The following is a 15,457-nucleotide window of genomic DNA, read 5'->3' on the forward strand; positions in this document are numbered from 1 at the left end:
GGTAATAATAAACTTGGTCAATGCGATGTAGGCAGTTGGAGAGATATTGTGGCAGTATCTGCAGGGAGTAATCATACAATCGCTCTTAAATCAGATGGTACTGTGGCGGCAGTAGGATGGAATGAGTATGGTCAATGTAATGTAAGTGATTGGCGCGATATTGTAGCGGTAGCAGCTGGTTGTGCGCATACGGTCGGTCTTAAATTAGATGGCACGGTGGTAGCGGTAGGTGATAATACATACGGTCAATGCGATGTAGGTAGTTGGCGCAACATCCGATTGCCTGGCAAATAGTTAATGTACAACAAATCATTAGTAATATTATTCTATTTTAGGAGTAATTATGGAATAGAACATGTACATAAGACTCCCTTTTCAAAAGGGTGTCTTATTCTTTTCCGTAAATGAAGGTCTAAATGGAGTTTTTAAACAAATTTTATTTCAAAGCTACAGTAGAAGAGATAAATAAGACATAGGAGAGCTGAAGAAATGCTTAAAAAATTTTTGCTTTCTTTACCGGATGTTTTACTTGTATGCGTTGTTCTCTACATAACATACACAACTACTCTTAGTTTTGGACAGATGTTAGTAATTTCAATTGCAATCGGAATCATCGGTGGTCTTGTTGTAAGAATTTGTAAGGATGTATTCACGTATATAAGATGGACAATTAAACAGAGGAAATCTTGAACATATTGATAGCTATGAGGAGGAGATGAAATGACTAAGAAAAAGAGTAGAGTGAAAAACGAGATAGCACTTTGGACATTAACAGCGGTTGTTCTCATCATTGTATGGTACTTTTTTCAAAGATAAAAATGCATCGCACTTAAAAAGTACGATGCATTTTTATTATTTTTTTTGCCAATTTTCTTTTATAAAGTTTTCACGCCCAGATTCCTTTTGCTCAGTAGCATATTTCTCTGGGTTCTTTTTATAGAAATGTTGATGGTATTCTTCAGCCTCATAAAAAGGTGCAGCCGGGCGAATTTCAGTTACGATTGGCTCTTTAAACATACCGCTTTCTGCAAGAGCTTGTTTTGATTTTTCAGCAAGCTCTTTTTGCGTTTCGTTATGATAAAAAATAGCAGTGCGATAAGATGGACCACGGTCAAAGAATTGTCCGCCATCATCAGTTGGATCGATTTGTGGCCAATATAAATCTAGTAATTTTACATATGGAAAAATAGAAGGGTCGAATGTGATTTGTACAACTTCTAAATGACCAGATGTACCGGCTTTTACTTGTTCATATGTTGGGTTTTCTACATGACCACCTGCATAGCCAGAAAGTACTTTATGAATACCAGGTAGTTCATCAAATGGCTTTACCATGCACCAAAAGCAACCGCCTGCGAAGGTTGCGAGTTCGTATGTTTTTTCGGACATTGTTGTAATCCTCCTAAATTTATATGTTTTATATAGTATTATACAATCTTTTTTATTGCGCAATAAAAAAGATTTAGAAGTAAAGAAAAATTGAAATATATTTCTTTATAAAGTCTTTAAAATTCCTTCAAAGTTTCTTTTTTTCTGAGTGTTATTATGTAAATCGAAGTGAATATGTGAGGTGATAGGTAATGAATCCACGTATGAAAATTAATAGTTTACAACAAAAAATGAAAGAGAGACTAATATGAAAAAGGAATTTATACAAAGCGATTTAAGAAATATATTTATTGCGGCATGCTTACTATTAGGGTTAGTTATTTTTGGATATTTTTTAATAAATAATTACCCAGGTACAAATGAAAAAAAGAAGTTAACAGATGCAACATCTACTTCAGAATCAATTACATCTATTGCTGAGTCAGATGCCAAAAAAAGGGTTACAAAAACTTTTAATATTACGGCGAAAGTAGCAAGTTTAGATTTGGGAGATGGGAAAAAGGTAGATGCATGGACATTTGATGGAACATCACCGGGTACTCAAATTCGAGTGAAACAAGGTGAACGTATTGTTGTAAATTTGAAAAATGAATTGCCAGAACCCGTTACAATCCATTGGCATGGATTAGATGTTCCTGCGGCGGTAGACGGTGTTCCAGGTGTTACGCAAAATGCTATAAAACCAGGTGAAACATATACATACGCATTTAATGCTGATCAGGTGGGGACATATTGGTATCATTCACATCAAAAAAGTGCAAAACAAACGGAGCGGGGACTATTTGGAACCATTGTTATTGAACCGAATAAACCAGCTGTAAAATATGAAAAAGATTATACAGTGGCGATCCATGAATGGAAAACAGGAGACATAAAAACCCGTAAGCATAATGGCGAACAAGATAAAGATTGGGATAGCTATCCTAGCAATCATATTCGAAATGAAAAGGCGCAAACTTTAGAAGGACCGTTAATGATGCCAAGTAATGATCAACTCAAAGATTTATCTGATGGAGATGATTACGATGTATTTACATTAAATGATACAAGTGAGGGACTACGATTGGATGCAAAACCAGGTGAAACAGTACGCCTGCGCTTAATTAATGCTGGGAATAATACGCATTTAATGACATTAGTTGGGGCGCCATTTCAAATTATTGCATTAGATGGTCGTGATATAAAAGGTGGGGACGAGCTAGATAAAGCAATTCTTCCGATGGGAGCTGCACAACGTTATGACCTTGTTTTTAAAATGCCGGAAACAACGAGTGTAAAACTTATTAATGTGGATCCATCTAAGAAAATGAATAGAATGTTAACGGCGACTATTGGGAACGGTTCTTTGCCGAAAAAACCTATTGATATAAAGAGTTATCCATGGTTTGACTTTACGAAATATGGAGAAAAAGAAGTTGGCAAGTTTACGATAGATTCAAAGTTTACAAAGGTCTATGATATGGATTTGGCAGAAGGTGTGAAAGATATAAATGGACAAGAAAAATGGGTGTATACAATTAATGGAAAGACATCACCTGATATTCCACCTATTAAAGTAGAGAAAGGAGATAAAGTTAAGATTCACTTTAAAAATAAGGGGGAAGAAATTCATCCAATGCATTTGCATGGACATACATTCCAGGTTATTTCTAAAAATGGTAAACCAATGGAGGGAAGTCCGATTTACTTAGATACAGTTAATGTTTTTCCGGGAGAAGAATATGAAATTGCTTTAGAGGCAAATAATAGTGGACTATGGATGGTTCATTGTCATCATCTCGTTCATGCGGAAAAAGGAATGCATACGATGATGAATTATGAGGGGGTAACTACTCCATTTTCTACCGGAGATCACTCAGGTAATCATCCAGAATAATAATACGGAGGTTTTCATGCTTTATAGAATGATAGTATTTATTTTAACAAGTGTAAGTATATTTTTATTTTCTCATAGTAGTGTATTTGCTCATACAAGTGTTATAGGAATCACCCCGAAAGAGGGTGAGGTTCTTACAGTACAACCGGAACAGATTATTCTTGAATTTAGTGAACCAGTTACAGGAAATGTAGTCAATATTGAACTACTAGATCCAAGTGCAAAGAGAGTGCAAGTATCAAAGGTTGAAATATTAGATAACCCCACAAAAATAAAAGTGAAGATACCAAACTTAAATAATGGTACATACACAGTAAGGTGGTCTATGATATCTGCCGACGGACATCCGAGTGAAGGAGGCTATCCCTTTTCAATTGGAGAAGAAGTACAAACTAATGCAGTGGTAGAGGAGAATGTGAGTGGGAGTGGTTCAGTATTTTCAGATGTTATGATAGTAACACTACGCTATATTGTAGAGGGAATGATTTTAATTGGAGCAGGAGTAAAGTGGCTCGATATGTTTGTAAAATGTTATAGATTACCTTCCATATTGCAAAGAATGAAGAATATGAAAAAGATTTTCTTCTTTATACTTGTAGTAGGATTAATAGCCGAATTAATAGTATATAAGTCACTTATTCCGAAGGGGAGTTTACTTATTCATTCGCCATTTTCAGTTATTATTATGATTCAACTGCTATTATTAGTTCTTATGTCTTTGCAACATATGGGGAACGAATGGTATGCGCTAATTTGGGGATTTCTTGTTGCGAGTTTTTCTTTCACAGGTCATGTATGGATTACTAATCCAAATTGGGCAGCAGTTATAATTAGAATGATCCACGTTATGAGTATTGCAGTGTGGCTAGGAGCACTTATTTATTTAGCTCTTGTTATAGTGTGGACAATATTATACAAAATTACATTTGATCAAAAGCGTTTTCGTAAACATTTTAGTATTATTGCTGGTACTTCATTTATTCTAGCATTTCTTTCTGGGGAATTAATTGTGTTTTTACAGACGAGGAATTGGGTACTTGTTAATTTTAATTCAATATGGACGAACCTTTTAAATATAAAGATTCTTACTGTATGTATAATTACAATTGTAGCATGGAGACAAACGAAAACATGGGGTAACGATATTGGAACAGTTAATCGCCGTTTATTGCTCTTAGAAATTGTTCTAGCTATACTCGTATTATTAGCTGGTATTTGGATGAGTCAAGTTTCGTTTCCACTGAATTCTGTAATAAGCTAAAAATATAATGTTCATAGGAGTTCTGTAATGTCAATTCGTATTAGATTGCTGTTGTCGTATGTTGCGATGGTAATTATTCCAATCGTTTTTTGCGGTATAGCAGTTATGTTAATTAGTGTTACTTTATTTGGTGATATTCGTATTGCAAAAGCAATCATTGGTCTTAATCAAAATAGTCATTCTCTCATTGATAAAGAGCAGGAGGGTGCTATTCGTACAAAAGAAGATGAAGATGATATTTTTAGTAGGTTGAAAATTCTTTCATCGTATGCTCCAGATAAATTGGAAGATATAAATTTTTTAAAGGAAACTGATAAAGAATTAAACGATAATCAAGCAGGATTACTAATTCGAAAAAATGATGAGCTTACATATTCATCTCCATATTTTAAAATCTCTTCGTTTGATAAATACCTACCCGCATTTGAAACGGAAGGACAAAGAAAAGGAATGGATGTGAAAATAGAGGGTAATTCTTTTTACTATAAGCAATTTGATTACTACGATGAAGAGAAGGATAAGGTTAGTATTTTTGTATTTGAGTATGTAAATCCTTTAGAAGAAATGATTAGAGAATTTTTCCCGTATTTCGTATTCTCTTTAATACTTGGGTTAATTATTACGAATGGAATATTAACATATTTTATATCAAGGAGTATTATCAAACCATTGCATTCATTAAAGCAGGCAACGGAAAGAATTCAAAAGGGTGATTTAGATTTTCAAGTAAAGCCACTTGCGAAAGATGAAATAGGTGAATTAAGTTTATCGTTTGAAGAGATGCGTGGCAGGTTGAAGGAATCGGTCGAGTTGCAAATGCAATATGAAAAAAATCGTAAAGAGTTGCTTTCAAATATTTCTCATGATTTACGGACGCCAATAACGGCTATTAAAGGTTATGTACAAGGAATTAAAGAAGGTATCGCTCGAACTCCAGAACAATTAGATAAATATTTAACGATTATTTATCATAAAGTGTTTGATATGGATCAATTAATTGACGAGCTTTTTCTCTTTTCAAAACTTGATTTAAAAGAGGAACCGTTTCAATTTGAAGAGGTTGAAATTAATCAATACTTATCTGATTGTATAGAAGAACTACAGCTTGAATTACAGGATAAGGGAATTGTAGTGAGATGGGATGCTCAAAAGGATACTTCTATTTTGGTAAAAGGTGATCGTGAAAAATTACGTCGTGTTATTACAAATATCATTTGGAATAGTGTGAAGTATATGGATAAAGAAGAAGGATATATAGGAATTCGCATGAACGAATCTATTGATTATGTAACGATTTACATAAAAGATAATGGGGTAGGAATAGAAGAGAAGGCGTTGCCTCATATATTTGAAAGGTTCTATCGTGCAGATCATTCTAGAAATTCTAAAACAGGTGGAAGCGGACTTGGTTTGTCAATTGCACATCAGATTATCACACAACATGGTGGTGATATTTGGGTAGAAAGTAAAAAAGGTAAAGGAACGACGCTGGCATTTACATTACAAAAAATCAATTAGAAAAAGGAGAGCATCTTGAAAAGAATTTTAATTATTGAAGATGAAGCTATTATAGCAGAGTTAGAAAAGGATTATTTAGAGGTTGCTGGGTATACAGTAGATATTGATTACACTGGCGAAAAAGGTTTACAAAGAGTTCTTCTGGAGGATTATGACTTGTTAATTTTAGACATAATGTTACCAGGAATAGATGGATATGAAATTTGTAAACAAGTTCGATTGGAAAAGGACATACCAATACTTATGGTGTCCGCAAAACAAGAGGAAATCGATAAAATTAAAGGGTTAGGTTTTGGAGCAGATGATTATATTATAAAACCATTTAGCCCGAGTGAAATGGTGGCACGTGTAAATGCTCATCTAGCTCGTTATGATCGTTTAACAGGAAAACGAGAACAAATAAAAGATGAAATTCGTATTCGAGGATTGCTTATTGATAAATCAGCACGACGTGTATTTGTAAATGGAACTGAGGTCATGTTAACAGGAAAAGAATTTGATTTATTAACTTGTATGGCAGAACATCCAAACCAAGTATTTAGTAAAGATCGTCTCTTTGAAACTGTATGGGGGATGGATGTAATTGGTGATGCAGCAACGGTTGCTGTACATGTGAAAAATATTCGTCACAAAATTGAACTCGATCCATTCGATAAATCATATATCGAGACAATTTGGGGAGTAGGCTATCGTTTTACACAGTGAAAAAGGCCAGCAAAGGTGCTGGCCTTTTTTTGTGTAAGTAGATTAAGAAATTACAAGCAAGATCCTCCGCTAACATCAATTAATTGTCCAGTAACCCAGCGGCTGTCTGGAGAAGCGAGAAATGCCGCGGTATCGGCAATATCTTCTACTTCACCTAAGCGATTAAAAGCGGAAATGGTAGTAGCGTACTGTTTCATCATTGGGTCGCTCAAGAGTTCCGCATTCATATCTGTTTTAATAAATCCAGGAAGTATTGCATTCACTGTTATTCCTCGTGCTCCGAGCTGTTTTGCTAGTGTGAAAGTCATTGTATTAATAGCGCCTTTCGTCATGCTATATGCAACGAAATCAGGTAAAGAAATACGAGTGGCAGCGGATGAAATATTAATAATTCGGCTATTGTCACGTAAACGAGATAAAGCTTGTTGGATGATAAAGAATGGTGCTTTTGCATTAACTGAAACCATTCTATCAAAAAATTGTTCAGTCGTTTCTTCAATAAAAGCACCAGGACCAATTCCAGCGTTGTTTATTAAAATATCAAATTTAGTACTACCAGTTCTTTTTTGTAATTCGCTATCTAAAGAACTATAAAGTGTTTCTACACCATGTAAAGATTCAAGGTTTGCACCGATAGAAAAAGCAGATCCGCCATTTGATTGAATTTCATAAACAGTTTCTTCAGCATCTTCTTTTCGATTTCCGTAATGAATAGCAACTAATGCACCGTCGTTTGCTAAACGTTTTGCAATAGCACGTCCAATTCCTCGGCTTGCTCCTGTAACTAATGCCACTTTTCCTTTTAACATAGTTTTCTCATCTCCTCATAAAATTTTATATGTTATTAAGTTGTTTTTCTTTATGTAGTAATGTGAACATACTTAAGTAATATATGAGTATGTGTAAGAAGTTCATTCCGATTTTGTTTGAGAAAAAATAAATAGACTTCCTTTAAATTGATTGAATTTTATTTTTTTTAGAAAAACATGTTGACAATGAAAAGAACAACGTCCTATAATACGTTTAACAAATAAAAGTGAATTAAGAATTTTCTAACTTTATATGTTGTATATGCAAAGAAGAGGAAAGTAGATGGTTATGATCGTTTCAGAGAGCTGCTCCTAGGCTGTGAGAGTAGTAACAATCGAATCATTGAAGATCACCTCGGAGCATCGCTTGCGAAAGGGAAACTGAGTAGAGGGCGACGGCATCGTCTCCGGTAAAAGGACGGGGGTCTAATTGGACCTGCAAAGCTTATATTTCGTGAGAAATATAAGGAAGCTGAGTGGTACCGCGAAACTCTCGCCTCAGCAATCAAAGCTACTAAATTGTAGTAGTTGATTGCTGAGGCGAGAGTTTTTATTTTAAAAATAAAATAAGAGAATGCGTAGAAGCGGAGAGTAAATGATAAAAATTGTTTCAGAGAGCTGCCTACAAGCTGTGAGGGTAGTAACAATTTCATCATTGAAGATCACCACGGAGCACTACTTTTGAAAACTAGTAAAAAGTAGCGGAGTTGTTTCCGATAGAAAAACAAAAAGTCTAATTGGACTTGCAGAGCTTATATTTCGTGAGAAGTGTAAGGAAGCTGAGTGGTACCACGATTCCCTCGTCTCAGCAATGGATTGCTACAAGTATGTATGTAATCGATTGTTGAGACGAGTATATTTTTAAGATTTATATACTGAATATTCTGTTAAAAATACTCATCTCAGCAATCGATATAGAAATAGATTGCAAAAATAGAGAGAAAAAAAGAGGAGCGATGTGAGATGGGAAACCAGTACATTTATATGAATGGGGAATTTGTAGAAAAAGAAAAGGCAGTTGTTTCAGTATATGATCACGGTTTTTTATACGGAGACGGTGTATTTGAAGGGATTCGTAGTTACGGCGGAAATGTATTTTGTTTAAAAGAACATGTAAAACGATTATATGAATCGGCAAAATCTATTTTACTTACAATCCCGCTGACGGTTGAAGAAATGGAAGAAGCAGTTTTACAAACATTGCAAAAAAATGAGTATGCGGATGCTTACATTCGGTTAATTGTTTCAAGAGGAAAAGGTGACTTAGGGCTCGATCCGAGAAGTTGTGTGAAACCGAGCGTTATTATCATTGCAGAACAATTAAAGTTATTCCCTCAGGAATTTTACGATAATGGATTAAGCGTTGTATCTGTTGCATCAAGACGTAATACACCAGATGCATTAGACCCACGTATTAAGTCAATGAACTATTTAAATAACGTACTTGTAAAAATTGAAGCGGCACAAGCTGGAGTGCTAGAAGCACTTATGTTAAATCAACAAGGATATGTTTGTGAAGGATCTGGAGATAATGTTTTCGTTGTGAAAGATGGAAAAGTGTTAACACCTCCTTCTTATTTAGGAGCACTAGAAGGTATTACGAGAAATAGTGTTATTGAGTTATGTGAGCGACTTAATATTCGGTGTGAGGAAAGGCCATTTACTCGCCATGACGTATATGTAGCAGATGAAGTATTTTTAACGGGAACGGCAGCAGAATTAATTCCAGTTGTAAAAGTTGATTCAAGAGAAATTGGAGATGGGAAACCAGGAAGTGTAACGAAACAATTGACAGAGGAATTTAAAAAGTTAACGAGAGAAAGAGGAGTACGTGTTCCAGGATTAGCGGAAGCTTACTGTAGGTAGGGAGAGGAGTTAATTGAAATGGAGCAACAGTATACAACACGTGAGAAATTGCATTGTGAAGAAGTGACAGGAGCTGGACACGTTATTCAATGCTTGAAGAATTTAGGTGTAACTACCGTTTTCGGTTATCCAGGCGGAGCGATTTTGCCAGTGTATGATGCGTTATACGGAAGTGGTTTGAAGCACGTTTTAACTCGTCATGAACAAGCTGCCATTCATGCGGCAGAAGGATATGCGAGAGCTTCTGGAAAGGTCGGGGTAGTCTTTGCTACCTCTGGCCCAGGGGCGACAAATTTAGTTACAGGATTAGCGGATGCTTATATGGATTCGATTCCTTTAGTTGTCATTACAGGGCAAGTTGCAAAGCCCTTAATTGGTAAAGATGGATTTCAAGAAGCAGATGTTGTCGGGATTACAGTACCTGTTACGAAGCATAATTATCAAGTTCGTGATGTGAATCATTTATCACGTATTGTACAAGAAGCTTTTTACATCGCCGAAAGCGGGCGATCAGGGCCAGTATTAATTGATATTCCAAAAGATGTTCAAAATGAAAAGGTAACAAGTTTTTATAATGAAGTAATTGAGATTCCGGGATACAAAATAGAGCCTATGCCAGACAGTATAAAGCTTAGAGAGGTGGCTAAAGAAATTTCAAAAGCTAAACGCCCACTTCTTTATATTGGAGGAGGTGTCATTCATTCGGGTGGATCTGATGAACTCATCAAATTTGCGAGGGAGAATCGTATTCCTGTCGTTTCCACTTTAATGGGACTTGGTGCATATCCGCCGGGAGATTCATTATTTTTAGGAATGCTCGGCATGCATGGAACGTATGCTGCAAACATGGCAGTAACAGAATGTGATCTACTACTTGCTTTAGGTGTTCGCTTTGATGATCGTGTAACAGGAAAATTAGAACTCTTTTCTCCGCATTCGAAAAAGGTACATATTGATATAGATTCTTCAGAGTTTCATAAAAATGTAACTGTGGAATATCCGGTTGTCGGTGATGTGAAAAAAGCGTTACACAAGCTGTTACATATGCAAATTTGTACACAAACAAAAGAATGGCTTACGAAAATCAAGGAATGGAAAGCTGAATACCCTCTTTCCTACAATCAAAAAGAAAGTGAGTTAAAACCACAACATGTTATTAGCCTAGTAAGTGAAGTAACGAATGGTGAAGCGATTGTTACGACAGAAGTAGGACAGCATCAAATGTGGGCTGCGCATTTTTATAAAGCGAAAAATCCACGGACTTTTCTAACATCTGGCGGACTAGGAACGATGGGGTTTGGTTTCCCGGCAGCAATTGGTGCTCAGCTTGCAAAAGAAGAAGAACTCGTCATTTGTATTGCAGGCGATGCTTCTTTTCAAATGAACATTCAAGAACTACAAACAATTGCTGAAAATAATATTCCTGTAAAAGTATTTATTATAAATAACAAATTTTTAGGGATGGTAAGGCAATGGCAAGAAATGTTTTATGAAAATCGTTTATCAGAGTCAAAAATTGGATCGCCAGATTTTGTGAAAGTGGCAGAAGCTTATGGAGTGAAAGGATTAAGAGCGAAAAATTCAACCGAGGCGAAACAAGTGATGTTAGAAGCAATTGCTCATGAAGGTCCTATCGTAGTTGATTTTTGTGTAGAAGAAGGTGAAAACGTATTTCCGATGGTTCCGCCAAACAAAGGGAATAACGAAATGATTATGAAGAGGTGGGAAGAATGAGTCATACTTTTTCACTCGTTATTCATAACGAGCCAAGCGTCTTATTGCGTATAAGTGGAATTTTTGCTCGGCGTGGTTATTATATTTCTTCTTTACATTTAAACGAAAGAGATACTAGTGGCGTTTCTGAAATGAAACTCACAGCAGTTTGTACTGAAAGTGAAGCGACATTACTTGTTGGTCAGTTGAAAAAATTAATTGATGTACTGCAAGTAAATAAATTATAAGGGGTGTATGGAATATGAAAACGTATTATGAGAAAGATGCAAATTTAGAGTTATTACAAGGGAAAACAGTTGCGGTAATTGGTTATGGATCTCAAGGTCATGCGCAGGCACAAAATTTACGTGATTCTGGTGTGGAAGTTGTAGTTGGTGTTCGCCATGGTAAGTCTTTTGAAGTAGCAAAAGCAGATGGGTTTGAAGTAATGTCTGTTTCAGAAGCGGTTCGAACCGCACAAGTTGTACAAATGCTATTACCAGATGAACAGCAAGCCCATGTGTATAAAGCAGAGGTAGAAGAGAATCTCCGTGAAGGGCAAATGTTACTTTTCTCACATGGATTTAATATTCACTTCGGACAAATTAATCCGCCAAGTTACGTAGATGTAGCGATGGTCGCGCCAAAAAGTCCAGGTCATCTCGTTCGTCGTGTATTCCAAGAAGGAAATGGTGTTCCGGCATTAGTCGCAGTACATCAAGATGCTACGGGCACGGCATTACGTGTAGCGCTTGCGTATGCAAAAGGTGTAGGTTGTACACGTGCAGGTGTAATTGAAACGACATTCCAAGAGGAAACGGAGACAGACTTATTCGGAGAGCAAGCAGTGCTTTGCGGCGGGGTAACTGCACTTGTGAAAGCTGGTTTTGAAACATTAACAGAAGGCGGATATCGTCCTGAAATTGCATACTTTGAATGTTTACATGAATTAAAGTTAATTGTTGATTTAATGTACGAAGGTGGTTTAACGAACATGCGCCATTCTATTTCAGATACGGCTGAGTTCGGAGATTATGTAACAGGATCGAGAATTGTTACAGATGAAACGAAGAAAGAAATGAAACGAGTACTTACAGAAATTCAGCAAGGTGAATTCGCGAAGAAATGGATTTTAGAAAATCAAGCCGGGCGTCCAACATATAATGCGATGAAAAAAGCAGAGCAAAATCATCAGTTAGAAAAGGTAGGGACAGAGCTTCGTGAAATGATGAGTTGGATTCATGCACCGAAAGAATTAGTAAAGAAATAGAGTAAGTGATTGTAAGTGAAAAATACGTAAGAGGGGATTTGACAAGATGAGAAGTGACATGATTAAAAAAGGTTTTGATAAAGCGCCGCACCGTAGTTTATTAAAAGCAACTGGTTTGAAAGATGAAGATTTTGATAAACCGTTTATAGCTATCTGTAATTCTTTTATTGAAATTATTCCAGGTCATAAGCACTTAAATGAGTTTGGGAAACTTGTTAAAGAAGCAGTGCGTGCAGCAGGTATGGTTCCATTTGAATTTAATACAATTGGAGTAGATGACGGTATTGCGATGGGGCATATCGGTATGCGTTATTCGCTTCCGAGTCGTGAAATCATTGCAGATTCAGTAGAAACGGTTGTAAATGCACATTGGTTTGATGGCATGATTTGTATTCCAAACTGTGACAAAATCACACCTGGTATGATGATGGCTGCACTTCGTATTAACATTCCAACTGTATTTGTTTCAGGTGGTCCGATGGCGGCTGGAAAAACATCTAAAGGAGATGTTGTTGATTTAAGTTCTGTTTTCGAAGGGGTAGGAGCTTATCAATCTGGTAAAATTTCAGAAGAAGAATTAAAGGATATTGAAGATCATGGCTGTCCATCTTGTGGTTCTTGTTCCGGTATGTTTACAGCGAACTCTATGAACTGTTTATGTGAAGTGTTAGGTTTAGCTCTGCCTGGTAACGGAAGTATTTTAGCCATCGATCCAAGACGCGAAGAATTAATTAAACAAGCAGCAGAGAAATTAAAGATTTTAATTGAAAAAGATATTAAACCAAGAGACATTGTAACAGAAGAAGCAATTGATGATGCGTTCGCGCTTGATATGGCGATGGGCGGTTCAACAAATACAGTGTTGCACACATTGGCGCTCGCGCAAGAGGCTGGATTAGATTACGATATGAACCGTATTGATGCCGTTTCAAGACGTGTACCACATTTATGTAAAGTAAGCCCTGCTTCCAATTGGCATATGGAAGATATTGATCGAGCGGGCGGGATTAGTGCTATTTTGAAAGAGATGAGCCGAAAAGAAGGTGTGCTTCATTTAGATCGTATTACTGCTACTGGGCAAACATTAAGAGAAAATATTGCTCATGCAGAGATTAAAGATAAGGAAGTTATTCATTCTCTCGAAAACCCTCATAGTGAAGAAGGGGGATTACGTATATTAAAAGGAAACCTTGCGAAAGATGGGGCAGTTATTAAAAGCGGAGCGACCGAAGTAAAACGATTTGAAGGACCTTGTGTTATTTTTAATTCACAAGATGAGGCGCTTGCGGGCATTATGCTTGGGAAAGTTAAGAAAGGCGATGTAGTTGTTATTCGTTATGAAGGACCAAGAGGTGGTCCTGGTATGCCGGAGATGTTAGCACCAACGTCAGCGATTGCTGGTATGGGATTAGGTGCAGATGTTGCGCTATTAACGGATGGACGTTTCTCGGGTGCTTCACGTGGTATTTCGGTAGGGCATATTTCACCCGAAGCGGCTGCGGGCGGAACGATTGCACTTCTTAAACAAGGGGATATCGTTTGTATCGATGTTGAGGAGAGATTGTTAGAAGTAAGAGTTAGTGATGAAGAATTAGATCAGCGTAAAAAAGAATGGAAACGACCAGAACCGAAAGTGAAAACTGGCTGGCTTGGACGTTATGCACAAATGGTAACATCGGCGAATACAGGTGCAGTCCTAAAAATCCCGAATTTCGATTGAGCCAATTTAAAAGAGATAAGGATGATATGAAATGGTGCAGAAGGTAAAGGAGAGAGTGAAAATTGAAGATATCTTAATGGCTCATAATTGCATGAAAGATATCGTTATTAAAACACCGTTACAACGTGATACAGTTTTATCTGAGAAATATGATTGTGACGTTTATGTAAAAAGAGAAGACTTACAATTGATTCGCTCTTTCAAAATTCGTGGTGCGTACAATTTAATTCAAAGTTTATCGGAAGAACAATTACAAAACGGCGTTGTTTGTGCAAGTGCTGGTAATCATGCACAAGGAGTTGCTTATACGTGTAATTTATTGAAGATCCCGTCAAAAATATTTATGCCGACAACGACACCTAAACAAAAAGTATCGCAAGTACAGTTTTTTGGTGGCGATTTTGCGGAAATTGTATTAGTTGGTGATACATTTGATAGCTCGTTCCAAGAAGCACAGCGCTATTGTGAGGAAAATAGAATGACGTTTGTTCATCCGTTTGATGATCCGTATGTTATTGCTGGTCAAGGAACAGTGGCAGTTGAAATTATGCATGATATGGAGAAATCGGTTGACTTTATTTTTACAGCAATCGGCGGTGGTGGATTAGCATCAGGTGTTGGTACATATGTGAAAGGTGTTAGTCCTGCTACAAAGGTCATTGGTGTAGAGCCAATGGGAGCTGCATCTATGAAAGAGGCTTTTCTTCAAAATGAAAATGTCGCATTAGAGAAAATAGATAGTTTTGTTGATGGGGCAGCTGTTAAAAAGGTAGGAAAGTTAACATTTGAAACGTGTAAAGATGTAATTGATGACATTGTTTTAGTACCAGAGGGAAAAGTTTGTACGACGATTTTAGAACTGTATAAGAAAAATGCAATTGTAGCTGAGCCGGCTGGTGCACTATCTATTGCAGCGCTTGATTTATATAGAGATGAAATAGAAGGTAAAACGGTTGTATGTACGCTAAGTGGTGGAAATAATGATATTGATAGAATGCAAGAAATGAAAGAACGTTCGCTCATTTATGAAGGACTAAAACATTACTTCATCATTGAATTCCCGCAGCGTTCAGGTGCGCTAAGAGAATTTCTGGATAAAGGATTAGGGCCAGAAGATGATATTACGCGCTTTGAATACATTAAGAAACATAATAAAGAAAATGGTCCAGCGTTAGTCGGCGTAGAATTAAAACATAAAGAGGATTATGAGCAATTAATTACTCGTTTTAAAGAAAATAATATTCAATTTATGGAGCTTAATAAAAATCCTGTTTTGTTTGATTTACTTATTTAATAGAAGGAAAGAGGAAACATACAGTTGTACCTGAAA

Annotated in this window: 13 protein-coding genes, 1 pseudogene and 2 other annotated features; of the genes and pseudogenes, 12 read left to right on the forward strand and 2 right to left on the reverse strand. The window is 36.5% G+C overall.

Translation table 11 applies throughout. The features are described 5' to 3' along the window. A pseudogene (locus tag MR113_RS10075) lies at window positions 1–294 on the forward strand (chromosome condensation regulator); the annotation flags it as partial. A gap of 195 nt (window positions 295–489) precedes the next feature. Beyond that, a complete protein-coding gene (locus tag MR113_RS10080) occupies window positions 490–690 on the forward strand; it encodes a hypothetical protein (RefSeq protein ID WP_242253935.1) in 201 nt (66 codons plus the stop codon). Window positions 691–852: 162 nt separating this feature from the next. Here the strand turns inward: MR113_RS10080 and msrA are convergent, their stop codons facing one another. After that, a complete protein-coding gene (gene msrA, locus MR113_RS10085; RefSeq protein WP_242253937.1) occupies window positions 853–1,389 on the reverse strand; it encodes a peptide-methionine (S)-S-oxide reductase MsrA in 537 nt (178 codons plus the stop codon). Window positions 1,390–1,636: 247 nt separating this feature from the next. On the opposite strand from msrA, the gene MR113_RS10090 reads away from it, so the two are divergent. The 4 genes from MR113_RS10090 to MR113_RS10105 are packed head-to-tail and all read left to right on the forward strand — an operon-like array spanning window position 1,637 to window position 6,749. Then, window positions 1,637–3,265 carry a multicopper oxidase family protein gene (locus MR113_RS10090; protein WP_242253939.1) on the forward strand — a complete coding sequence of 543 codons (1,629 nt, stop codon included), beginning with the start codon at window positions 1,637–1,639 and terminating at the stop codon, window positions 3,263–3,265. Window positions 3,266–3,281: 16 nt separating this feature from the next. Beyond that, window positions 3,282–4,526: a copper resistance CopC/CopD family protein gene (locus MR113_RS10095; RefSeq protein WP_242253941.1), complete on the forward strand. Its 1,245-nt coding sequence runs from the start codon at window positions 3,282–3,284 to the stop codon at window positions 4,524–4,526. 27 nt (window positions 4,527–4,553) lie between these two features. Beyond that, the gene (locus tag MR113_RS10100) at window positions 4,554–6,044 is read left to right on the forward strand and encodes a sensor histidine kinase (RefSeq protein WP_242253943.1); all 1,491 of its coding nucleotides are present in this window, start codon (window positions 4,554–4,556) and stop codon (window positions 6,042–6,044) included. 15 nt (window positions 6,045–6,059) lie between these two features. Beyond that, window positions 6,060–6,749: a response regulator transcription factor gene (locus MR113_RS10105; RefSeq protein WP_242253945.1), complete on the forward strand. Its 690-nt coding sequence runs from the start codon at window positions 6,060–6,062 to the stop codon at window positions 6,747–6,749. Window positions 6,750–6,799: 50 nt separating this feature from the next. Here MR113_RS10105 and MR113_RS10110 read toward each other — a convergent pair whose 3' ends face one another. Further along, window positions 6,800–7,558, reverse strand: a complete 759-nt coding sequence (locus MR113_RS10110) for an SDR family oxidoreductase (RefSeq protein WP_061676649.1) — start codon at window positions 7,556–7,558, stop codon at window positions 6,800–6,802. A 258-nt stretch (window positions 7,559–7,816) separates the two neighbouring features. Further along, window positions 7,817–8,062, forward strand: a binding site (T-box leader). A 66-nt stretch (window positions 8,063–8,128) separates the two neighbouring features. After that, window positions 8,129–8,369: a binding site (T-box leader), on the forward strand. 152 nt (window positions 8,370–8,521) lie between these two features. On the opposite strand from MR113_RS10110, the gene ilvE reads away from it, so the two are divergent. The 6 genes from ilvE to ilvA are packed head-to-tail and all read left to right on the forward strand — an operon-like array spanning window position 8,522 to window position 15,421. Continuing rightward, window positions 8,522–9,424, forward strand: a complete 903-nt coding sequence (gene ilvE / locus MR113_RS10115) for a branched-chain-amino-acid transaminase (protein ID WP_132131728.1) — start codon at window positions 8,522–8,524, stop codon at window positions 9,422–9,424. An 18-nt stretch (window positions 9,425–9,442) separates the two neighbouring features. After that, entirely contained in the window at window positions 9,443–11,158 is a 1,716-nt protein-coding gene (gene ilvB, locus MR113_RS10120) for an acetolactate synthase large subunit (protein WP_242253947.1), read from the forward strand. After that, window positions 11,155–11,385: an ACT domain-containing protein gene (locus MR113_RS10125; RefSeq protein ID WP_061676651.1), complete on the forward strand. Its 231-nt coding sequence runs from the start codon at window positions 11,155–11,157 to the stop codon at window positions 11,383–11,385. The genes ilvB and MR113_RS10125 overlap by 4 nt, the downstream gene beginning before the upstream one ends. A gap of 14 nt (window positions 11,386–11,399) precedes the next feature. Then, window positions 11,400–12,407, forward strand: coding sequence for a ketol-acid reductoisomerase (gene ilvC / locus MR113_RS10130; protein ID WP_242253949.1), 1,008 nt, complete (start codon window positions 11,400–11,402; stop codon window positions 12,405–12,407). A 46-nt stretch (window positions 12,408–12,453) separates the two neighbouring features. Beyond that, window positions 12,454–14,127 (forward strand): dihydroxy-acid dehydratase, encoded by a 1,674-nt coding sequence (ilvD, locus tag MR113_RS10135; protein ID WP_063263766.1) that lies wholly within the window; start codon window positions 12,454–12,456, stop codon window positions 14,125–14,127. 31 nt (window positions 14,128–14,158) lie between these two features. Further along, window positions 14,159–15,421 (forward strand): threonine ammonia-lyase IlvA, encoded by a 1,263-nt coding sequence (gene ilvA, locus MR113_RS10140; protein WP_242253951.1) that lies wholly within the window; start codon window positions 14,159–14,161, stop codon window positions 15,419–15,421. Window positions 15,422–15,457 lie beyond the last annotated feature (36 nt).

It is taken from the genome of Bacillus cereus group sp. BfR-BA-01379, from assembly GCF_022663605.1.
Taxonomy (GTDB): Bacteria; Bacillota; Bacilli; order Bacillales; family Bacillaceae_G; genus Bacillus_A; species Bacillus_A mobilis.